The sequence below is a fragment of the Ruficoccus amylovorans genome, assembly GCF_014230085.1.
GTDB classification, from domain to species: domain Bacteria; phylum Verrucomicrobiota; class Verrucomicrobiia; order Opitutales; family Cerasicoccaceae; genus Ruficoccus; species Ruficoccus amylovorans.
Map to the genome: position 1 here is coordinate 128,307 of NZ_JACHVB010000012.1, position 16,024 is coordinate 144,330.

The 16,024-nt window shown below is 60.6% G+C and carries 9 protein-coding genes; 4 read left to right on the top strand and 5 right to left on the bottom strand.

From position 1 onward, the window contains the following. Positions 1-87: 87 nt before the first annotated feature. On the bottom strand, positions 88-912 hold the full coding sequence (nifH, locus tag H5P28_RS01630; protein WP_185674244.1) for a nitrogenase iron protein: 825 nt from the start codon (positions 910-912) through the stop codon (positions 88-90). 488 nt (positions 913-1,400) lie between these two features. Here nifH and H5P28_RS19850 point away from each other — a divergent pair, with 488 nt between their 5' ends. After that, entirely contained in the window at positions 1,401-3,032 is a 1,632-nt protein-coding gene (locus H5P28_RS19850; protein ID WP_221773328.1) for a sigma-54-dependent Fis family transcriptional regulator, read from the top strand. Positions 3,033-3,208: 176 nt separating this feature from the next. On the opposite strand, the gene H5P28_RS01640 is transcribed toward H5P28_RS19850, so the two are convergent. The 4 genes from H5P28_RS01640 to H5P28_RS01655 all read right to left on the bottom strand — a co-directional run bounded on the left by H5P28_RS01640 (position 3,209) and on the right by H5P28_RS01655 (position 13,174). Continuing rightward, on the bottom strand, positions 3,209-6,661 hold the full coding sequence (locus H5P28_RS01640) for a PPi-type phosphoenolpyruvate carboxykinase family protein (RefSeq protein WP_185673957.1): 3,453 nt from the start codon (positions 6,659-6,661) through the stop codon (positions 3,209-3,211). Positions 6,662-7,040: 379 nt separating this feature from the next. Continuing rightward, the gene (gene gyrA, locus H5P28_RS01645; protein WP_185673958.1) at positions 7,041-9,542 is read right to left on the bottom strand and encodes a DNA gyrase subunit A; all 2,502 of its coding nucleotides are present in this window, start codon (positions 9,540-9,542) and stop codon (positions 7,041-7,043) included. Positions 9,543-9,693: 151 nt separating this feature from the next. Then, positions 9,694-12,219 carry a DNA topoisomerase (ATP-hydrolyzing) subunit B gene (gyrB, locus tag H5P28_RS01650; protein ID WP_185673959.1) on the bottom strand — a complete coding sequence of 842 codons (2,526 nt, stop codon included), beginning with the start codon at positions 12,217-12,219 and terminating at the stop codon, positions 9,694-9,696. Positions 12,220-12,343: 124 nt separating this feature from the next. Beyond that, a complete protein-coding gene (locus tag H5P28_RS01655; RefSeq protein WP_185673960.1) occupies positions 12,344-13,174 on the bottom strand; it encodes a mechanosensitive ion channel family protein in 831 nt (276 codons plus the stop codon). Between the two features lie 142 nt (positions 13,175-13,316). Between H5P28_RS01655 and H5P28_RS01660 the strand changes: the two genes are divergently transcribed. The 3 genes from H5P28_RS01660 (at position 13,317) to nhaD (ending at position 15,975) form a co-directional block, all read left to right on the top strand. Further along, a complete protein-coding gene (locus tag H5P28_RS01660; protein ID WP_185673961.1) occupies positions 13,317-13,727 on the top strand; it encodes an Rrf2 family transcriptional regulator in 411 nt (136 codons plus the stop codon). Positions 13,728-13,873: 146 nt separating this feature from the next. After that, positions 13,874-14,323 (top strand): NanQ anomerase/TabA/YiaL family protein, encoded by a 450-nt coding sequence (locus tag H5P28_RS01665; protein WP_185673962.1) that lies wholly within the window; start codon positions 13,874-13,876, stop codon positions 14,321-14,323. A gap of 290 nt (positions 14,324-14,613) precedes the next feature. Next, positions 14,614-15,975, top strand: coding sequence for a sodium:proton antiporter NhaD (nhaD, locus tag H5P28_RS01670; protein ID WP_185673963.1), 1,362 nt, complete (start codon positions 14,614-14,616; stop codon positions 15,973-15,975). The last annotated feature ends 49 nt before the right edge of the window (positions 15,976-16,024 follow it).

Consider the following 16,024-nt stretch of genomic DNA (forward strand, 5'->3'; position numbering starts at 1 on the left):
TTCGCTAAGAAGGGCGCGTACGCGCTCGTCCCAGAGCAGGGAGCTTGGTTCGCCCTCGGTGTGGTTTGAACTGGAGAGGTGCCTGTCTTAGTTGAACAGGCCGTACTCCATGAGGAGGCTTTCGAGTTCGTCGATGGCCAGCGGCTTCGGGATGACCTTGAGCTGGTTGTTGTCGATGTTGCGGGCGAGGGTGCGGTACTCGTCGGCCTGCGGGCAGTTCGGGTTCCAGTCGATGACCGTCTTGCGGTTGATCTCGGCGCGCTGCACGTCGTTGTCGCGCGGAACGAAGTGCACCATCTGCGTGCCCAGGCGCTTGGCGAAGTTTTCGATCAGCTCGTCCTCACGGTCAACCTTGCGGCTGTTGCAGATGAGGCCGCCGAGGCGGACGACGCCGGTTTCGGCAAACTTCATGATACCTTTGCAAATGTTGTTGGCGGCGTACATGGCCATCATTTCGCCCGAGCAGACGATGTAGATTTCCTCGGCCTTGCCCTCACGGATCGGCATGGCGAACCCGCCGCAAACGACGTCCCCGAGCACGTCGTAGAAGACGTAGTCCAGCTCGTTTTCCTCGTCGTAGGCACCGAGCTGTTCGAGCATGTTGATCGAGGTGATGATGCCGCGACCGGCACAGCCCACTCCCGGCTCGGGACCGCCGGACTCCACGCAGAGGCTGTTGCAGAAGCCGCCGGAGCGGATGTCTTCGAGTTCGACGTCTTCGCCTTCCTCGCGGAGGGTGTCGAGGACGGAGCGCTGGGCCAGTCCGCCGAGCAGGAGGCGGGTGGAGTCGGCCTTCGGGTCGCAACCCACGACCATGACCTTCTTGCCCATCTCGGCCAACGCTGCCACTGTGTTCTGCGTGGTGGTGGACTTGCCGATGCCGCCCTTGCCGTAGATGGCGACTTTGCGCATTTTCTTTTCCGTGGCCTTTTCGGCGACCGGCTGTTCAAGCTGTGTAACCATTGTTTTACCTTGTTGTTATAGTTGTGAGTTCGGAGTCAGTTGTTTGGTGCCAGTTCTATCGCAAAGGGCGTGCCAATGGTTGTTGTGGATTTTGTAACTATTTGAATATCAATACATAGTTTGATTATAAATTTAAAGTAACTGGCCGTGGTTAACGCTGTTCTGGCCGAAAAACCTACGTCGATGTGCGATGCCGGGAACGAATCCTACATAAATGTAGGTTCACTTGGGTTTGTTTTTGTTAAGCCTTCCTAATTGACAGATGATGCAAATCTAATCGAATCCGCGGGCATCCCTATGTCCCGCTGCTCATACCTATCAGATACTGTTAAGCGGATTGGAGACGGCTTTATAACTGCGTATATCGGCGCAGTAATTGGCTGAAATTTTCACAGCCAGCGGATTCGGCACCGGGTAAGCTACACCCGTGATGACTTATGACTGAGCTGGATCGCTGTAAAAATGTGGGATGCGTGTTGGCGAGGGAGGGCCCCTCGCTGGAGTTGCTGAATCGTACCATGGGGGTGAGCTGCCGTTCCGTGCAGGAGCTGAGCCTGATGTTTGCGATCAGCCAGACCCTCGAAAAGAGCTTTGACCTGACCGATATTGTAAAGCCCGTGCTGCGTCGTTTGCAGGACATGATCGGCCTCGAGCGCGGGACCATCGCGATCCTCAACCGCGAGACGGGGGCTTTCATGCTTTCCGAGGCCGTGGGGCTTCCGCGCGGGGTGCGCTCGAACGATTATCTTGGACTGATCCGCCCGCAGTTGCAGGAAACAGTCAAGAAGGGCAACCCCGTCATCGTGCCCCGGTTCGCGAGTTGGCTCCGGGAGCAGGGGACCGAACCCGAGCTGCTGGAAGCGCTCAACATCGCCCCACAGGCCGGGCTGATGAGCGTGCCACTGAAGTTCGAAAACGAGGCCATCGGCACGCTGAGCATCGAGCGGCCACACGACCCGGAAGTGGGCTGGGAGGCGGACCTGCGTATCCTGAGCATGATTGCCTCGATCATCGCCCAGGCCGCGCGCGTGCGTCAGCAGGCCGCCGAGCGTATCCAGAGCCTGCGGGAGGAGAACGACCGTCTCCAGAAGGAGATCGCGCACAGTTTCCGCCCGCGAAACATGATCGGCAACTCCAGCCTCATGCAGTCGGTTTACTACCACATCGAGCAGGTGGCCACCAGTGTGACCTCGGTGCTCATTCGCGGGGAGAGCGGCACGGGCAAGGAACTCGTGGCCAAGGCGCTCCACGAAAAAAGCCCTCGCAAGAAACAGCCCTTTGTCAAATTCAACTGCGCGGCGCTGCCGGACTCAATCATCGAGAGTGAGCTTTTCGGGCACGAGAAAGGCGCCTTCACCGGAGCGCTGGCCATGCGCAAGGGGCGCTTCGAGTTGGCGCACGGCGGCACGATCTTTCTCGACGAGATCGGGGACATTTCCATCTCCACGCAGATCAAGCTCCTGCGCGTCCTGCAGGAACGCGAGTTCGAGCGCGTGGGCAGTCAGAAGACGCAGAAGGTGGACGTGCGCATCATCGCCGCCACCAGTCGCGACCTGGAGGCGATGATGGAGGAGGGGACTTTTCGCGAGGACCTTTACTACCGGCTCAATGTCTTCCCGATCTACATGCCGCCGCTGCGGGAACGCACCTGCGACATTCTCATGCTGGCCGACCACTTTATCGACAAGTACACCGCCCGCGCCGGGGGCAAGCCGGTGCGTATCTCCTCGGCGGCGATTGACCTGCTGATGAGCTACCACTGGCCCGGCAACGTCCGCGAGCTGGAGAACTGCGTCGAGCGTGCCGTGCTGCTCTCCAAGGGGCAGTCGATCAAGGCGCACCACCTGCCGCCTACGCTTCAGAAAAAGAACGCCGCCGAACGCCGAGAATCGGAATCGTCCACGCTGGAAGATGCCATCCAGGCGGTGGAGCGGGAGATGATCGTCGATACGCTCAAGGAAACCGGCAGCAACATGGCCGAAGCCGCCCGCCGTCTCGGCCTGACCGAACGCAAGATGGGCCTGCGCGTGAAGAAGTACGGCATCGATCTCAAACGCTACGCCAAGTAGAGGCGTTCTCTGCCCGCGTTCTGTGTGAACAGGGCTGCCCGCCTGCCAAACGTGAAGCCACTGAGATACAAAAAAACTCGCGCCCAAAGACGAAAAAAGGAGAGGGAATTTCCCTCTCCTTTTTTGGTAAACGGATGACTGCTCCGGCTGGTTCGCGCCTCCGCACCACGAGCCGGTTATGCGCGGTGGGCGTAGGGGTCTGTGCCGAGGGTGCCGATGAGCTGCTTGAGGTGGTCCGGCGAGGAGTAAACCTCCAGCGTGTTGTGGGCGTCGGCGAGCATTTCACCGATGCCGAGCCGTTCAGCTTCGCGCAGATGGCTGGGCTTGTGCTGGAAGCTCTCCAGGTAGGAGATGTGCTTCTTCCACAGGTCCACTTCGATCTGCTGGCGGGTTTCCAGACGCTTCTTGTACCAGTCGCTCTGGATCAGTGCCTCGCGCGTAAACTGCTGGCGGAAGGACTCGTCACCCAGCGCGGCGAAATCGCCCTCGGCCATGATCTTGAGCAGGGCGCGCAGGGGCGGGCAGGCGCCTTCGATGGTGCCATCCTCGAAGTAGCTCTTGGCCACCCGCTCGTGGGTGGCGATGATGTTGTCCATGCCGTCGGCGAAGAGGTCCAGCCCCTGAAGTTCGGGCTTGAGCATCTCCTCGGTGAAGACCGAGCCGGGGTTGGCGAAAACGCGTCCAAAGAAAGTCCGCACAAAGCGGTCGGTCAGACGGTAGCCCAGGATGGACGAGGGGATGGTTTTGCCCTCGAATTCCACGTCCGGGCACTTCTCCAGGTAGCCGTGCTCGATCATGAACTGCGGGCAACGCTCCTCGGGCTTGAGGCGGCACCAGATCTCGGGCACCAGCAGGCTGATGTCGTGATCGACGCGGCACTTCGGGCCGACGTACCCGGCCGCCGTGATGAACGGCTGGTAGCCGGTGAGCACGAAGCTGACCAGCGCGTTGTTCAAGTCGATGATCTGCGGCAGGCAGTTGAAGGGGCCCTTGGTCAGCGCGCCTTCGGAACCGGCCCCCGTGGTCGAGGGGGACTTGCCCGTCATGCTGGAGATGACCTCCATGAAGAACTCCGGCAGCGGCAGGTAGTGCACGGGGTTAAAGACGGCCAGCGGGCGGATGCCCGGCTCGGGCGGGTTGTTCCGGCGGCCCGGCAGCACGGCGTTGACCGGGCGCGGCACGCCTTCGCTCGTCGGGATGGTGCGGTAGAGCCGCGTGCCGACATCGCCGAGGTAGAAGCGGCGCGGGTTGACGAGGTCGTCGCGGTCCTGCAGGTAGCGCGGGTTCTTGGTCGGCTTGCCGTCCACCAGGCGTGGGTGCGAGGGGATGACGAGGTAGTCCGGCTTGTCCGCGGCCAGGAAGCTGTTGATCAGCTCCTTAATTGGCTTGGTGTACTGGTCGAAGCGGATGCTGTCCTGACGGATCGCCTGCACCTCTTCGCGGCTGAGCGGCTGGTAGTTACTAAAGAAATTGCCGGGCAGGGACATATCCAGCTCGGTGCGCTTGTCGTAGCCGCGGTGGATGGCTTCGTCGGGGCGCTGGAAGAGCCGGAACTCGCAGTTGTCGATGAACTTGAGCGACTCGTTTGGCAGCCCGGCGGGAAGGCCGGGGATGCGCTCGCGTGGCATCACGATTGAGGCCGAAATATCGTCTTCGGTCTGGAGCTTGAAGGACGGGTAAAAGTCCTTGCGCAGCCCGAAGGTACGCCAGGCACCCGTCTCGGTGAAGCCGATGCGCAGGTACTGGGTGACGAGGAGGTTCTCGCGGTAGCGAAGCTGGTTGCCGCCGACGCCGTTGACGAGGTCAACATGGAAACGCTCGCGCCAGTTCTTGCCCCAGTCGGGCTTGTAGTGCCGCTTGACGATGAAGACCAGCTCCTTGATGTAGTAGGGGATGCTCTTGAGCCACTCGTTGTACTCCTCGGTGTAGTCGGCGGAGGGGGTCAAGAGCTTGATGACGGAGCCCAGCGAGCGCTCGTTGCCGAGGATGGGGCGTCCGTGTTCGCGGTTGCGCGAGGCGTCCTTGAACCGCATGCCGTACTCCTTGTTGACGATCTCCTCGACCTTGTCGAAGTCGCTCTTGAAGTCCGTCACGATGACCGGGCCGTAAATGATGGCGTCGGAAATGGACTTGGAGATTTCGGACTTGCCGCCGCCGGAGACGGTGCAGGGCTTATGGCAATAGGTGCCCTCGGCAGTCGTGCCGATGAGACGCCAGCGACGGCCTTCGGCGGGCTTGACCATCTCGACCCGGTAGCCGGAGGGCAGCACGTAGGTGATGCCGGGGCTGAGGCGGATGGCGTGCTCCTCGCCGTCCTTGGTCCAGGTGATGGACTGCTCGGCGAGCGAGAAAAAGGCGTCCTCGGGCACGTAGTAAACGTCCGGGTAATGCCGGTCGATGGCGTAGCCTTGCGGCTGCGGCTCAAGCAGGTCGGCGAAGCGGCTGATAACGTCCTCATAGGTGTGGTCGAGGTCGTGCAGCACGGTGGCCAGGCGGAAGTCTTCCCCGAGGTCATAGCTGGGGAAGGCGAGAGCACCGCCGGCGTGCTCCTCTTCGGCCAAGCCGTAGAGGTTAGCCGAGTAGCTGATCTGCGTTTTGACTTCCTTCTTGCAGTAGCCGAAGTAGTTGTCCGCGATGATGGTGACAACCACGCCTGTGCTGTTGCGGCAGGTGAGCTTGAAGGCGCTGCCGCCGTTGTAAATCTCGTCCTCTTTCTCCCAGCACATGCCTTCCTTCTTCTGGCGTTCGGTGGCTTCGGAGATGTTGGGCAGGCCGAGCTCCTTCTTGGTCATGCCAATGAGGTGCGGGGCGAGAATGACACAGCCGGTGTGGCCGGTCCAGCCCTTGGCGTCGAGGCCGGAGTCGTTCTCGGGCAGGACGGGGTCCCCGGCGTTGCCGAAGATCGACTCGACGAAATCGAGGTTGCTGACGAGGTTGCCGGGGGCGAAGAAGCGGCACTCGTAGCGCTTTTTGGCAATGGTGCCGGGAATGTCCGGGCTGACCGTCGGGCGCAGCATGAGCGACACCCAGACCTCGGCCTGCTGCTCTTGACAGGAGGTCAACGGCAGGCGCATCAAGTCGCTGGGTGGGTTGAGCGCGGCCTTGAGCATGCGCGCGAAAGTGACCTTCGGCACGGCCACTTTGTCTGCCGTGATGGGCAGCCCGCCCTCGGTCACGTGGAAGACGCCCTTGGTCGTGCGGCGGTCGCTCTTGGGGTTGTGGAGGACGCCCTGCTGCACGCGGAAAGAGTCCACAATGTCGGACTGGAACTCGTCTTTGTTCGGCGGGATGGAGAGCATACGGGCCAGGCCGTGGCGGTCGAGTACGAGAGTGTTCTCGGGCAGGCGCGGGCGCGGCTCGGCCTCGTCCAGTTCGGAGAGGTAGGCGTCGATAAAGGCCTGGATGCGCATGTCCACCGGGCAGAGGTGTCCGCTCAGCAGGCGGCTCTTCTCCTGATAATCCCCGAGCAGGGCTCCGGCCAGCGGCATGAACTGGTAATCAGTGGGCTTGCCGTAAATGGGTTGCCCCAGCGAGGCGAGCTTGACGTTGACGTATTCGAGCAAAAAGGGATCGCGCAATGGCGTCTCACGTTTACCCGCTTCAATTCCAATCGCTTTTTTCAAGTCCATCAAAGCTGACAAGATGCAGGACGCGGGCCAACGTGCAACCAGTTTCGACAGAAACAGGCACCGAAAGCGGTATAAATAGAGTCGTAGCCGCCACAAAAAGGCCGAATGGCTAAATGGTTAAAATGGCTAATTGTTGTTTTTCCCGTTCCGCATCCAACAATTAACAATTGGCCATTTAACCATTTAACGGTTGTGGCTACAGTATTTCTTAAACCGCTTGTAGGGCTATAAGTTTGCATTCATGTGACAGGCTGGGGCAGTAGAACGCTTCATCTTACCGGGGGGGGGCGCGGGAGAATGCTGTCCTCGGCGCGGAGCGAAAAAAGCCCCGTGGCCACAAACGGCGCACGGGGCTTTGAAAGCGTTTCTATGGATGGGTTCAGGATTCGTCGGACTCGTCGTCTCCGGCAGCCTCGGCAGAGTCATCGGCTCCCTCGTACTCGGCGTCGGCCTTGTCGTCCTCGACTTCCACGATGCGGGAGATGCCCACCAGGGTGTCGCCGTCGGCGAGGTTGATCAGGCGCACGCCCTGGGTGGCGCGGCCGATGACGCGGATGTCCTTGACGGGGCTGCGAACGGCCTGGCCGCCGAGCGTGAACATCATGATCTCGTCCTCTTCGCGCACGCTGAGCGCCCCGGCGACATTGCCCTGGGTCTTCGTGGCGATGATGCCCGAGCCGCCGCGGCTCTGCACGCGGTATTCGTCGTAGCTGGTGCGCTTGCCGATGCCGTTCTCGCCTGCGATGAGCAGGGCGGCGTTGGGATCGACCAGTTCGATGGCCTCGACGAAATCGTCCGCCTTCTTCAGGGTGATGCCCTTGACCCCGCGCGTGGCGCGGCCCATGGCGCGGACGTTGCTTTCGTTGATGGTAAAGCGGATGCTCATGGCGTGGTGCGTGACGAGCACCACATCGTCGCCGTCCTTGACCAGCTTGCAGCCGATCAGTTCGTCATCCTCGTCGATCTTGATGCCGATGATGCCGCCCTTGCGGTAGTTCTGGTAGTCGATGAGCATGGTGCGCTTCACGATGCCCTTCTTCGTGCACATGATGAGGCTGTCCTCGCCCTCGAACTCCTTGACGCAGATCATGGCGGCGATGGATTCGCCCTTTTGCATCTGGAGCACGTTGACGATGGAGCGGCCCTTGGAGGTGCGGGTGCCTTCGGGGATCTCGTAAACCTTCTCCACATAGACGCGGCCATTGTTCATGAAGAACATGATGTAGTCGTGGGTGGAGGCGGTGAAGAGGTGCTCGGTGAAATCCTCCTCATGCTGGCCGGAGCCGATCACACCCTTGCCGCCGCGACGCTGCGAACGGTACGAGCTGACGGGGGTGCGTTTGATGAAGCCCTTGTGCGAGACGGTGATGATGCAGCCCTCGTTGGCGATGACGTCCTCCATGCGGAATTCGCCTTCCTCGCCGATGATCTGGGTCTTGCGCGGGGACTCGTACTTGATTTTGAGTTCGTGCAGCTCGGTCTTGATGACGGCAAGCAGCTTGTGTTCGCTGGCCAGGATGGAGCGGTACTCCTCGATGGTAATCATGAGTTGGCGGTACTCCTCCTCGATCTTCTCGCGCTCCAGCCCGGTGAGCTGGTACAGGCGCATGTCGAGGATGGCGTTGGCCTGGCGCTCGGAGAGGGCGTACTTGTCGATCAACTTTTCGCGGGCTTCGTCGCGGTTGCTGCACGAGCGGATGATCTTGACGAAGTCGTCCAGGTTGTTGAGCGCGATCTTGTAGCCTTCGAGGATGTGCGCGCGGTCTTCGGCCTTCTGGAGCAGGAACTGCGTGCGGCGGTAAACCACCTCGCGCCGGTGCTCGATGTAACAGCTGATCATCTCCTTGATGTTCATCTGCTTGGGGCGGCGCTTGTCCAGGGCCAGCAGGATCACACCAAAGGAGCTCTCGAACGGCGTGTGCTTGGAAATCTTGTTGATGACGACGCGGGTGGACTCGTCGCGCTTGAGTTCGATGACGATGCGGGTGTTTTCGTCAGACTCGTCGCGCAGGTCGGAGACCTCATTAATCGTCTTGTCGTGCACGAGCTCGGCGATCTTCGTTACGAGGTTGGCGCGGTTGACGTTGTAGGGGATCTCCGTGATGACGATCTGTTCCTTGCCGCCCTTGACCTCCTCGACGTGCGCGGTGCCCTTGATGCGGACAATGCCGCGCCCGGTGCGCATGTAGCTGTCGATGCCGCCGCGACCGGCGATGGTGCCGCCGGTGGGGAAGTCCGGGCCGGGGATGATGCGGATCAGCTCATCGACGGTGATGTTCGGGTTGTCAATGATGGCGCAGGTGGCGTCGATCAGCTCCCCGAGGTTGTGCGGGGGGATGTTCGTGGTCATACCCACGGCGATCCCGGTCGAACCGTTCATCAGAAGGTTCGGCAGGCCGGAGGGGACGACGGAGGGCTCGACGGTTTCCTCGTTGTAGTTGGGGACGAAATCGACCGTGTCCTTGTCAATGTCGCGCATGAGGTCCTCGGCCATGGCGGCGAGGCGGCACTCGGTATAACGGTAGGCCGCGGGCGGGTCACCGTCGATGGACCCGAAGTTACCCTGCGGGTCGATCAGGCCGTAGCGCATGACCCAGCTCTGGCCCATACGCACGAGGGCGTCATAGACGGACTGGTCACCGTGAGGGTGGTATTTACCCAGAACCTCACCGACGACGGCGGCGCACTTTTTAAAGGGGCGGTTGTGCGCCAGGCCGATGTCCTGCATGGCGTAGAGGATGCGGCGCTGGACGGGCTTGAGGCCGTCACGGGCGTCGGGCAGGGCGCGCGAAACAATGACCGACATCGAGTAGTCGATGTAGGCCGTCTCCATAATCTGCGTGATGGAGCGCGGTTCGAGGCGTTCGTTTTCGGTGTACATGGGAAATAATCAGTTAAAGAGGGTCACAAAGGACACAAAGAAGACACCAAGTTCACAAAGAGGAGAGGCCGGTTTTCACATCGAGCATGCTTGTAAATACTTCGTGCTCTTCGTGCCTTCTTTGTGTCCTTCGTGACTTAAAATTATATTGCTACACGTCCAGGTTGGCGGCGTTGAGGGCGTTGTCCTCGATGAAGGTCCGGCGGGCCGGGACGTCTTCGCCCATGAGGCGGGAGAAGACTTCGTCGGCGTGGGCGGCGTCGGTGATGTCCACCTTGAGCAGGCGGCGCTTGGACGGGTCCATCGTCGTTTCGTAGAGCTGCTTGGGGTTCATTTCCCCGAGACCCTTGTATCGCTGGATGTTGAGCCCGCGGCGGCCGAGCTCGCGGATCTTGCCGACGATCTCCAGGATGGAGTGCAGCTCGATCACGTTCTCGTTTTTGGTGCCGACGTTTTCGGTGATGGTGTAGCGGGCTTCCTCCGAGGGGGTGAAGTTGCGGATGTCCAGGCCGATCTTGGCCAGTTCCTTGAGCAGCTTGCTGATGGCGGGGGCCTCGTGGATCTCGTGCACGGAGATGCGCTGCTGGACGGTGTTACCGTCCACCGTGACCTCGCGGATACTCATGCCCGCGTACATGTCCTCCTGAATGTCGTGCTCGACGTAGAAGCGCGAACGCTCGTCGTCGTCCCGGATAAAGGCGAACTCTTCGACATTGCCGGTGCGGATGCGGGCGATGTACTGGGGCAGTTCGTGCGTCTCCTCGTCGTGCTGGTCGAGGTAAGCTGCCGGGCTGCATCCGAAGCGCGAGACGCTGTTGCTGATTGCCTCCAGGCGCGAGAGGGTCTCGACGATCTTGTCCACCTTGGGTCCGGGGAACTCGTGGTCGTCGCGGAAGCGCTTCAGCACGACATCCTCGGAGCCGAGTTCGAGCAGGATGCGGTTCATCTCGGCGTCGTTGTCGATGTACTGCTCACGCTTCTTGCGCTTGATCTTGTAGAGCGGGGGCTGGGCGATGTAAACGTAGCCGTGCTCGATCAGCGGCCGCATGAAGCGGAAGAAGAACGTCAGGTAAAGGGTCATGATGTGCGAGCCGTCAACGTCGGCGTCCGCCATCAGGATGATCTTGTGGTAGCGGACCTTGGAGACGTCGAATGAGCCGTCGCCCTCCTTGCCGATGCCGGTGCCCAGCGCGGTGATGAGCAGGCGCAGGGACTTGTTGTTGAGCATCTTGTCCAGACGGGCCTTTTCGACGTTCAGGGGCTTGCCGAAGAGCGGCAAAATCGCCTGGAAGCGCCGGTCGCGGCCTTGCTTGGCCGAACCACCGGCGGAGTCACCCTCGACGATGAAGACTTCGCACAGGGACGGGTCTTTCTCGGAGCAGTCGGCCAGGTTGCCGGGCAGGCCGCCTCCGCTCATGGCGGACTTGCGGACGGTTTCGCGGGCCTTGCGGGCGGCCTCGCGGGCGCGGGCGGCGTTAAGGCACTTGTCGATCAGCTTCTTGGCGATCTGCGGATTCGTCTCGAAGAAGAGCTTGAGCTTGTCGCCCATCACGCGCTGCACGATGCCGTCCACCTCCTGGTTGAGGAGTTTGTCCTTGGTCTGGTTGTTAAAGGACGGGTTGAACAGCTTGACTGAGATGACGGCGGTGAGTCCTTCGCGCACGTCGTCGCCGGAGATCTGCGGGTCCTTGTCCTTAACGAGCTTGTTGGACTTGGCGTAGTTATTGATGATGCGCGTGAGCGCGGTGCGGAAACCGGAAAGGTGCGTGCCGCCGTCGCCGTTGAAAATCGAGTTGGCGTAGGCGTAGATCTGCTCGTTGTACGAGTCGTTGTACTGCATGGCGATGTCGATCGCCACAGTCTCGTCGGGCTTGGTGTCGTCCGGGGCCATCTCGCCGGTGAAGTGGATGGGCTCGGGGTGCAGGCACTGTTTGGAGCGGTTGAGCCAGGTGACGTACTGGGCCGCCCCCTGATCGAACTTGAACAGCTCGCTCTTGCCGGAGCGTTCGTCGCTGAAGTTGATCGACACGCCCGGGTTCAGGAACGCCATCTCGCGCAGGCGCTTGGCCAGGATTTCGTAAACGAACTCGTTGGCGGTGACGAAAATCTCCGTGTCGGGCAGGAAGGTGATCTTGGTGCCGGTGGACTTGGTCTTGCCGACGACCTTGAGCGGTTCGGTCACCTTGCCGCGAGAGAACTCCATGCGGTGGATTTCGCCGTCGCGGCGCACTTCGGCCTTGAGCCATTCGGAGACGGCGTTCACACAACTGGCGCCCACGCCGTGCAGACCGCCGGAGACCTTGTAGCCGCCCTGGCCGAACTTACCCCCGGCGTGCAGCTCGGTCAGCACCATTTCGACGCCGGTCTTGCCGTACTGCTTGTGAACCTTGACCGGGATGCCGCGTCCGTCGTCCTCGACGGAGCAGGAGCCGTCCATGTGGATCGTGATGTTGATCTCGTTACAGTAGCCGGCGAGGTGCTCGTCCACCGAGTTGTCCACGATCTCGAACACGCAGTGGTGCAGGGCGCTGCCGTTGGTCGGGTCCCCGATATACATCCCCGGCCGTTTGCGGACCGCTTCGAGCCCTTCGAGCTTGCCGAGGGAGTCAACGTCGTAATTGCTTTTGGGAGAATAGTTTGTGGGTGTGGTGCTTTGCGAAGGGTCTGTGTCTGGCATAAGTATGCTGGTAAAGGATCAAAAATAGGGAAACGGCGTTCTCAAGGCGAACAAAAAGTTTAGAACAGGCCGGAAACACCTGTGGCGGAGGGGGATTTTTGAGCGCAAAACGCGCAGAAGGCGTTTAAGAGACGCTCTCGCCGCCCCGCATGCGCACCTCGTAGGGGGGCACGGCCAAGGGAATCCCCGCCGAGCGGAAAGCCGCGTCAATCGCGCCGTTGACCTGATAGCGGAGCTGATGATAGCGCTCGGTCGGCAGCCAGTAGCGGTAGCCGAGCTGGATCGTGCCGTCGCGGAACTCATCGATCCCGATCATGGGAGCGGGCGTGCTGGCCACGCCCTCTACGGCGCTGATCGCTTCGGTCATGACCTGGCAGGCCCGCTGCGCGTCGGCGCTGGCGGGAATGTTCAGAGTGGCCTCGACAATGCGGTTGGCGCGCGAATTAGTAAAAATCTCCCCCATGATGAGCTTGTTGGGGATGGAGATGACTTCGTTGTCCTCGGTGATGAGTCGGGTGACGCCCAGTGTAACCTCGTGCACGATTCCGTACTGGCCCTGGACGAGGATCGTGTCGTGGACGACAAAGGGCCGCGTCAGGATGATGGCCAGGCCCGCGCCGTAGTTCGAGATCGGCCCCTGGATGGCGAGGGTGGCCCCAAAGGCGATGGCCCCCAGACCGGCGATGAGCGGCGCTATATTATAGAACTTCGCCACGGCGAAGGTGACGCCGACGGCCAATATCATGACCCGTGCGCTCCCGGCGAAGAACCGCGAAAGGGTGGGGTCGAGGTTGCGCCTCTCGAAGCGCTTCAGCAGGAAGCCCTTCAGCCAGCCCGACAGGATCCACCCGATCAGCAGGATGATGAACGCGCTGAGTATCTTGGAGCCGTTCTCGACCAGAAATTGGACAATAAACTCCGTGTGCTGCTGGATTTGCTCGATTTCCTCGTTCATCGCTTCTGTCGGGGATAAACTTTTTCTGGCGCAACGGAGGCTGCTTGCCAAGCTTATAGCAAGCGGCGGCTGACTTCGCCTGCGGCGGGGCTTTCCTGTCTTGCCTTTGTTGGGTAGCTCGCTCAAGAATGGGGTTTTTCCCGTGAAACTCTCTCTCAAAATCGAATACGCCTGTCGCGTCCTGGCTCAACTGGCGCGCAGCCACGGGAGCCAGCAACTGGCTCATATCGAAGATCTTGCCGAGGCTGAAAACGTGCCGGCCAACTACCTCGTCCAGATCCTGAACGAGTTGCGCAACGGCGGACTTATCATCAGCCGCCGGGGCAAGCAGGGGGGCTACGCGCTGGCCCAGGCCCCGGGGGAAATTTCCCTCTTCGACATTATCCGTATCGTTGACGCCGAGATGCTGGAGAACTCCGTCTCCGCCAACGGCCAGTCCGGACAGGCCGTGCAGGCGGTCTGGGCCGAGATCGGAGAAACCTTCGCCGAGCAGACGCGGAAAATCCGCCTGTCGGACCTGGCTGCCGAGACCGGCCCCATGTACTATATCTGAGGACCGGAAATTTCTGTCAGGCGGAGAGGGATAGGCTTGCCCGGTGCGGGGCTATTGACCAGTTTCGAGGTGCTGCTGCGCCCGGCGTGTGTTTTTCCGCAGAGGGCAGGGCAGTTTTTAGCAAACTGAAAACCGACCCATTACCCATGATTTACGATCATTTGGAACAACAGTTCCGCTACCGCAACTGCCACCCCGGCCTTGACCTGGCCTTCGATTACCTGGCCGGATTCGACCCCGGCACCCCGGATGGTCGCGTCGATCTGGACGGTGACCGCGTTTTCGCGCTGGTGCAGAGCTACACGACTTCGCCGGCGGACGGACGGCAGTTCGAGTCCCACTACAACTACGTGGACCTCCAGTACATGGTCAGTGGCGAGGAAATCATCTACCACAGCCCGCTGGACGTGCTCAGCGAATCCATCCCCTACGATGCCGAGCGCGACGTGATCTTTTACAGTGGGGCGGCCAGCCAGGCACTCATCCTGACGCCCGGCATGTTCACCGTGCTTTTCCCGCAGGACGGGCACCTGCCCTGCTGCTCGCATCAGGCCGATGTGGAATCTAAAAAGGTGGTCATCAAGTTGCGGGTTTAACGAGTCACCGCACCAGCCCCGAAGGTGGCCCTTGCGACTGCCAGTGCTTTGAAAAGAGGACGCAACCTGTGCGTCCTCTTTTTTTGTCTCTATTTGGTGACTTTTCTGCCGCGACCATAAGCTGTTATCGGGAAATGGCTTTTTTTGGGCAATCCCCCGGCATATTGCGTGTCCATGTCATTAGGCGGGCAAATACAGCAACGCACACGGGCTTAAAATCACCCATTCAATTAGATATTTATATTCTGGGATTGTGTTGAATTAGAATATGTAATTTAAGTGCAGGTGGTATGGAACCTGTATTGGTGCTTATTTTTGTATTGGGCTATCTGGCGATTACGCTGGAGCATCCGCTCAAGCTCGATAAAACCGTCCCCGCGCTGCTGATGGCGGTGATCATGTGGGCGGTCTTGACCTGCGGTTTTCGGGAGGGCTGGTTTTCAATCATTAACGGGGAAGGAGAGGTATTCAGTTTTACGCCGGAGACGGCGGAGGCCTCGATGGCCGGGCTGAACGCGATTATCCTGCATCACCTCGGCAAGGCGGCGGAGATCCTGATTTTCCTGATCGGGGCGATGACTATCGTGGAGATCATCGACTTGCACCAGGGCTTTGGCATCCTCAAGGGGGCCGTACGCACCCAGAGTAAGTGCAAGCTGCTGTGGATCACCGGGATTGGCGGGTTTGTCCTCTCCTCGGTCATCGACAACCTGACCGCCACGATCATCCTCGTGACGCTCCTGCGCAAGCTCATCTCCTCCCGCGAGGAGCGCATCTGGTACGTGAGCCTGGTTGTGATTGCAGCCAATGCCGGGGGCGCCTGGTCTCCGATCGGTGACGTGACGACGACCATGCTCTGGATCGCGAACAAGGTCTCTGCCACGCATCTGGTGCTCTACACCGTGCTGCCGTCTGTTATCTGCTTCGCGGTGCCGTTCGGGATCGCCTCGTTCCTGCCGGTGTTCCGGGGAAACCTCTCGGTGGACAACGAGTCCGACCTCGAAGAGGAACGCCTGCTCAGCAGCCGGACGATGCTCTGGCTCGGCCTCGGGGCGATTGTCTCGGTGCCGGTGTTCAAGGCGCTGGTCCACCTGCCCCCCTACATGGGGATCATGCTGGGACTGGGAATTGTCTGGGCGGTGTCGGAGAGCATCCACCCGGAAAGGGATTTCAAGCAGGCCCGGCGCTACCTGTACTCCTCCAACCGCGCACTCTCGAAGATCGAGATGTCGAGCATTCTGTTTTTCTGGGGTATCCTGATGGCGGTCGGCGTGCTGGAGTCGCTGGTCTATGGCTCGGTCGGCGGTGAGCCGATGGGGGCGCTGCGCTACATGGCCGAAAGCCTGCGGACCGTCATCCCCAACGAAAATATCGTCGTGCTTTTGTTGGGGATGCTCTCGTCGGTGGTGGACAACGTGCCGCTGGTGGCCGCCTCGATTGGGATGTACAACGATCCGCTGAACGCGCCGGTCTGGCAGTTTATCGCTCTCTCGGCGGGCACGGGCGGGAGCCTGCTCATTATCGGCTCGGCCGCCGGGGTCGCCGCCATGGGCATGGAGAAGATCGACTTCCTGTGGTACCTGAAGCGGGTGTCCTGGCTGGCGCTGATCGGCTTCTTCGCCGGGGCGGGTGTCTTTCTCGCTATGGCCTGAGCGGGGTCAGAAAACCTGTTGCCCCCGAAAAATAGGGTAAGCTGCGTGC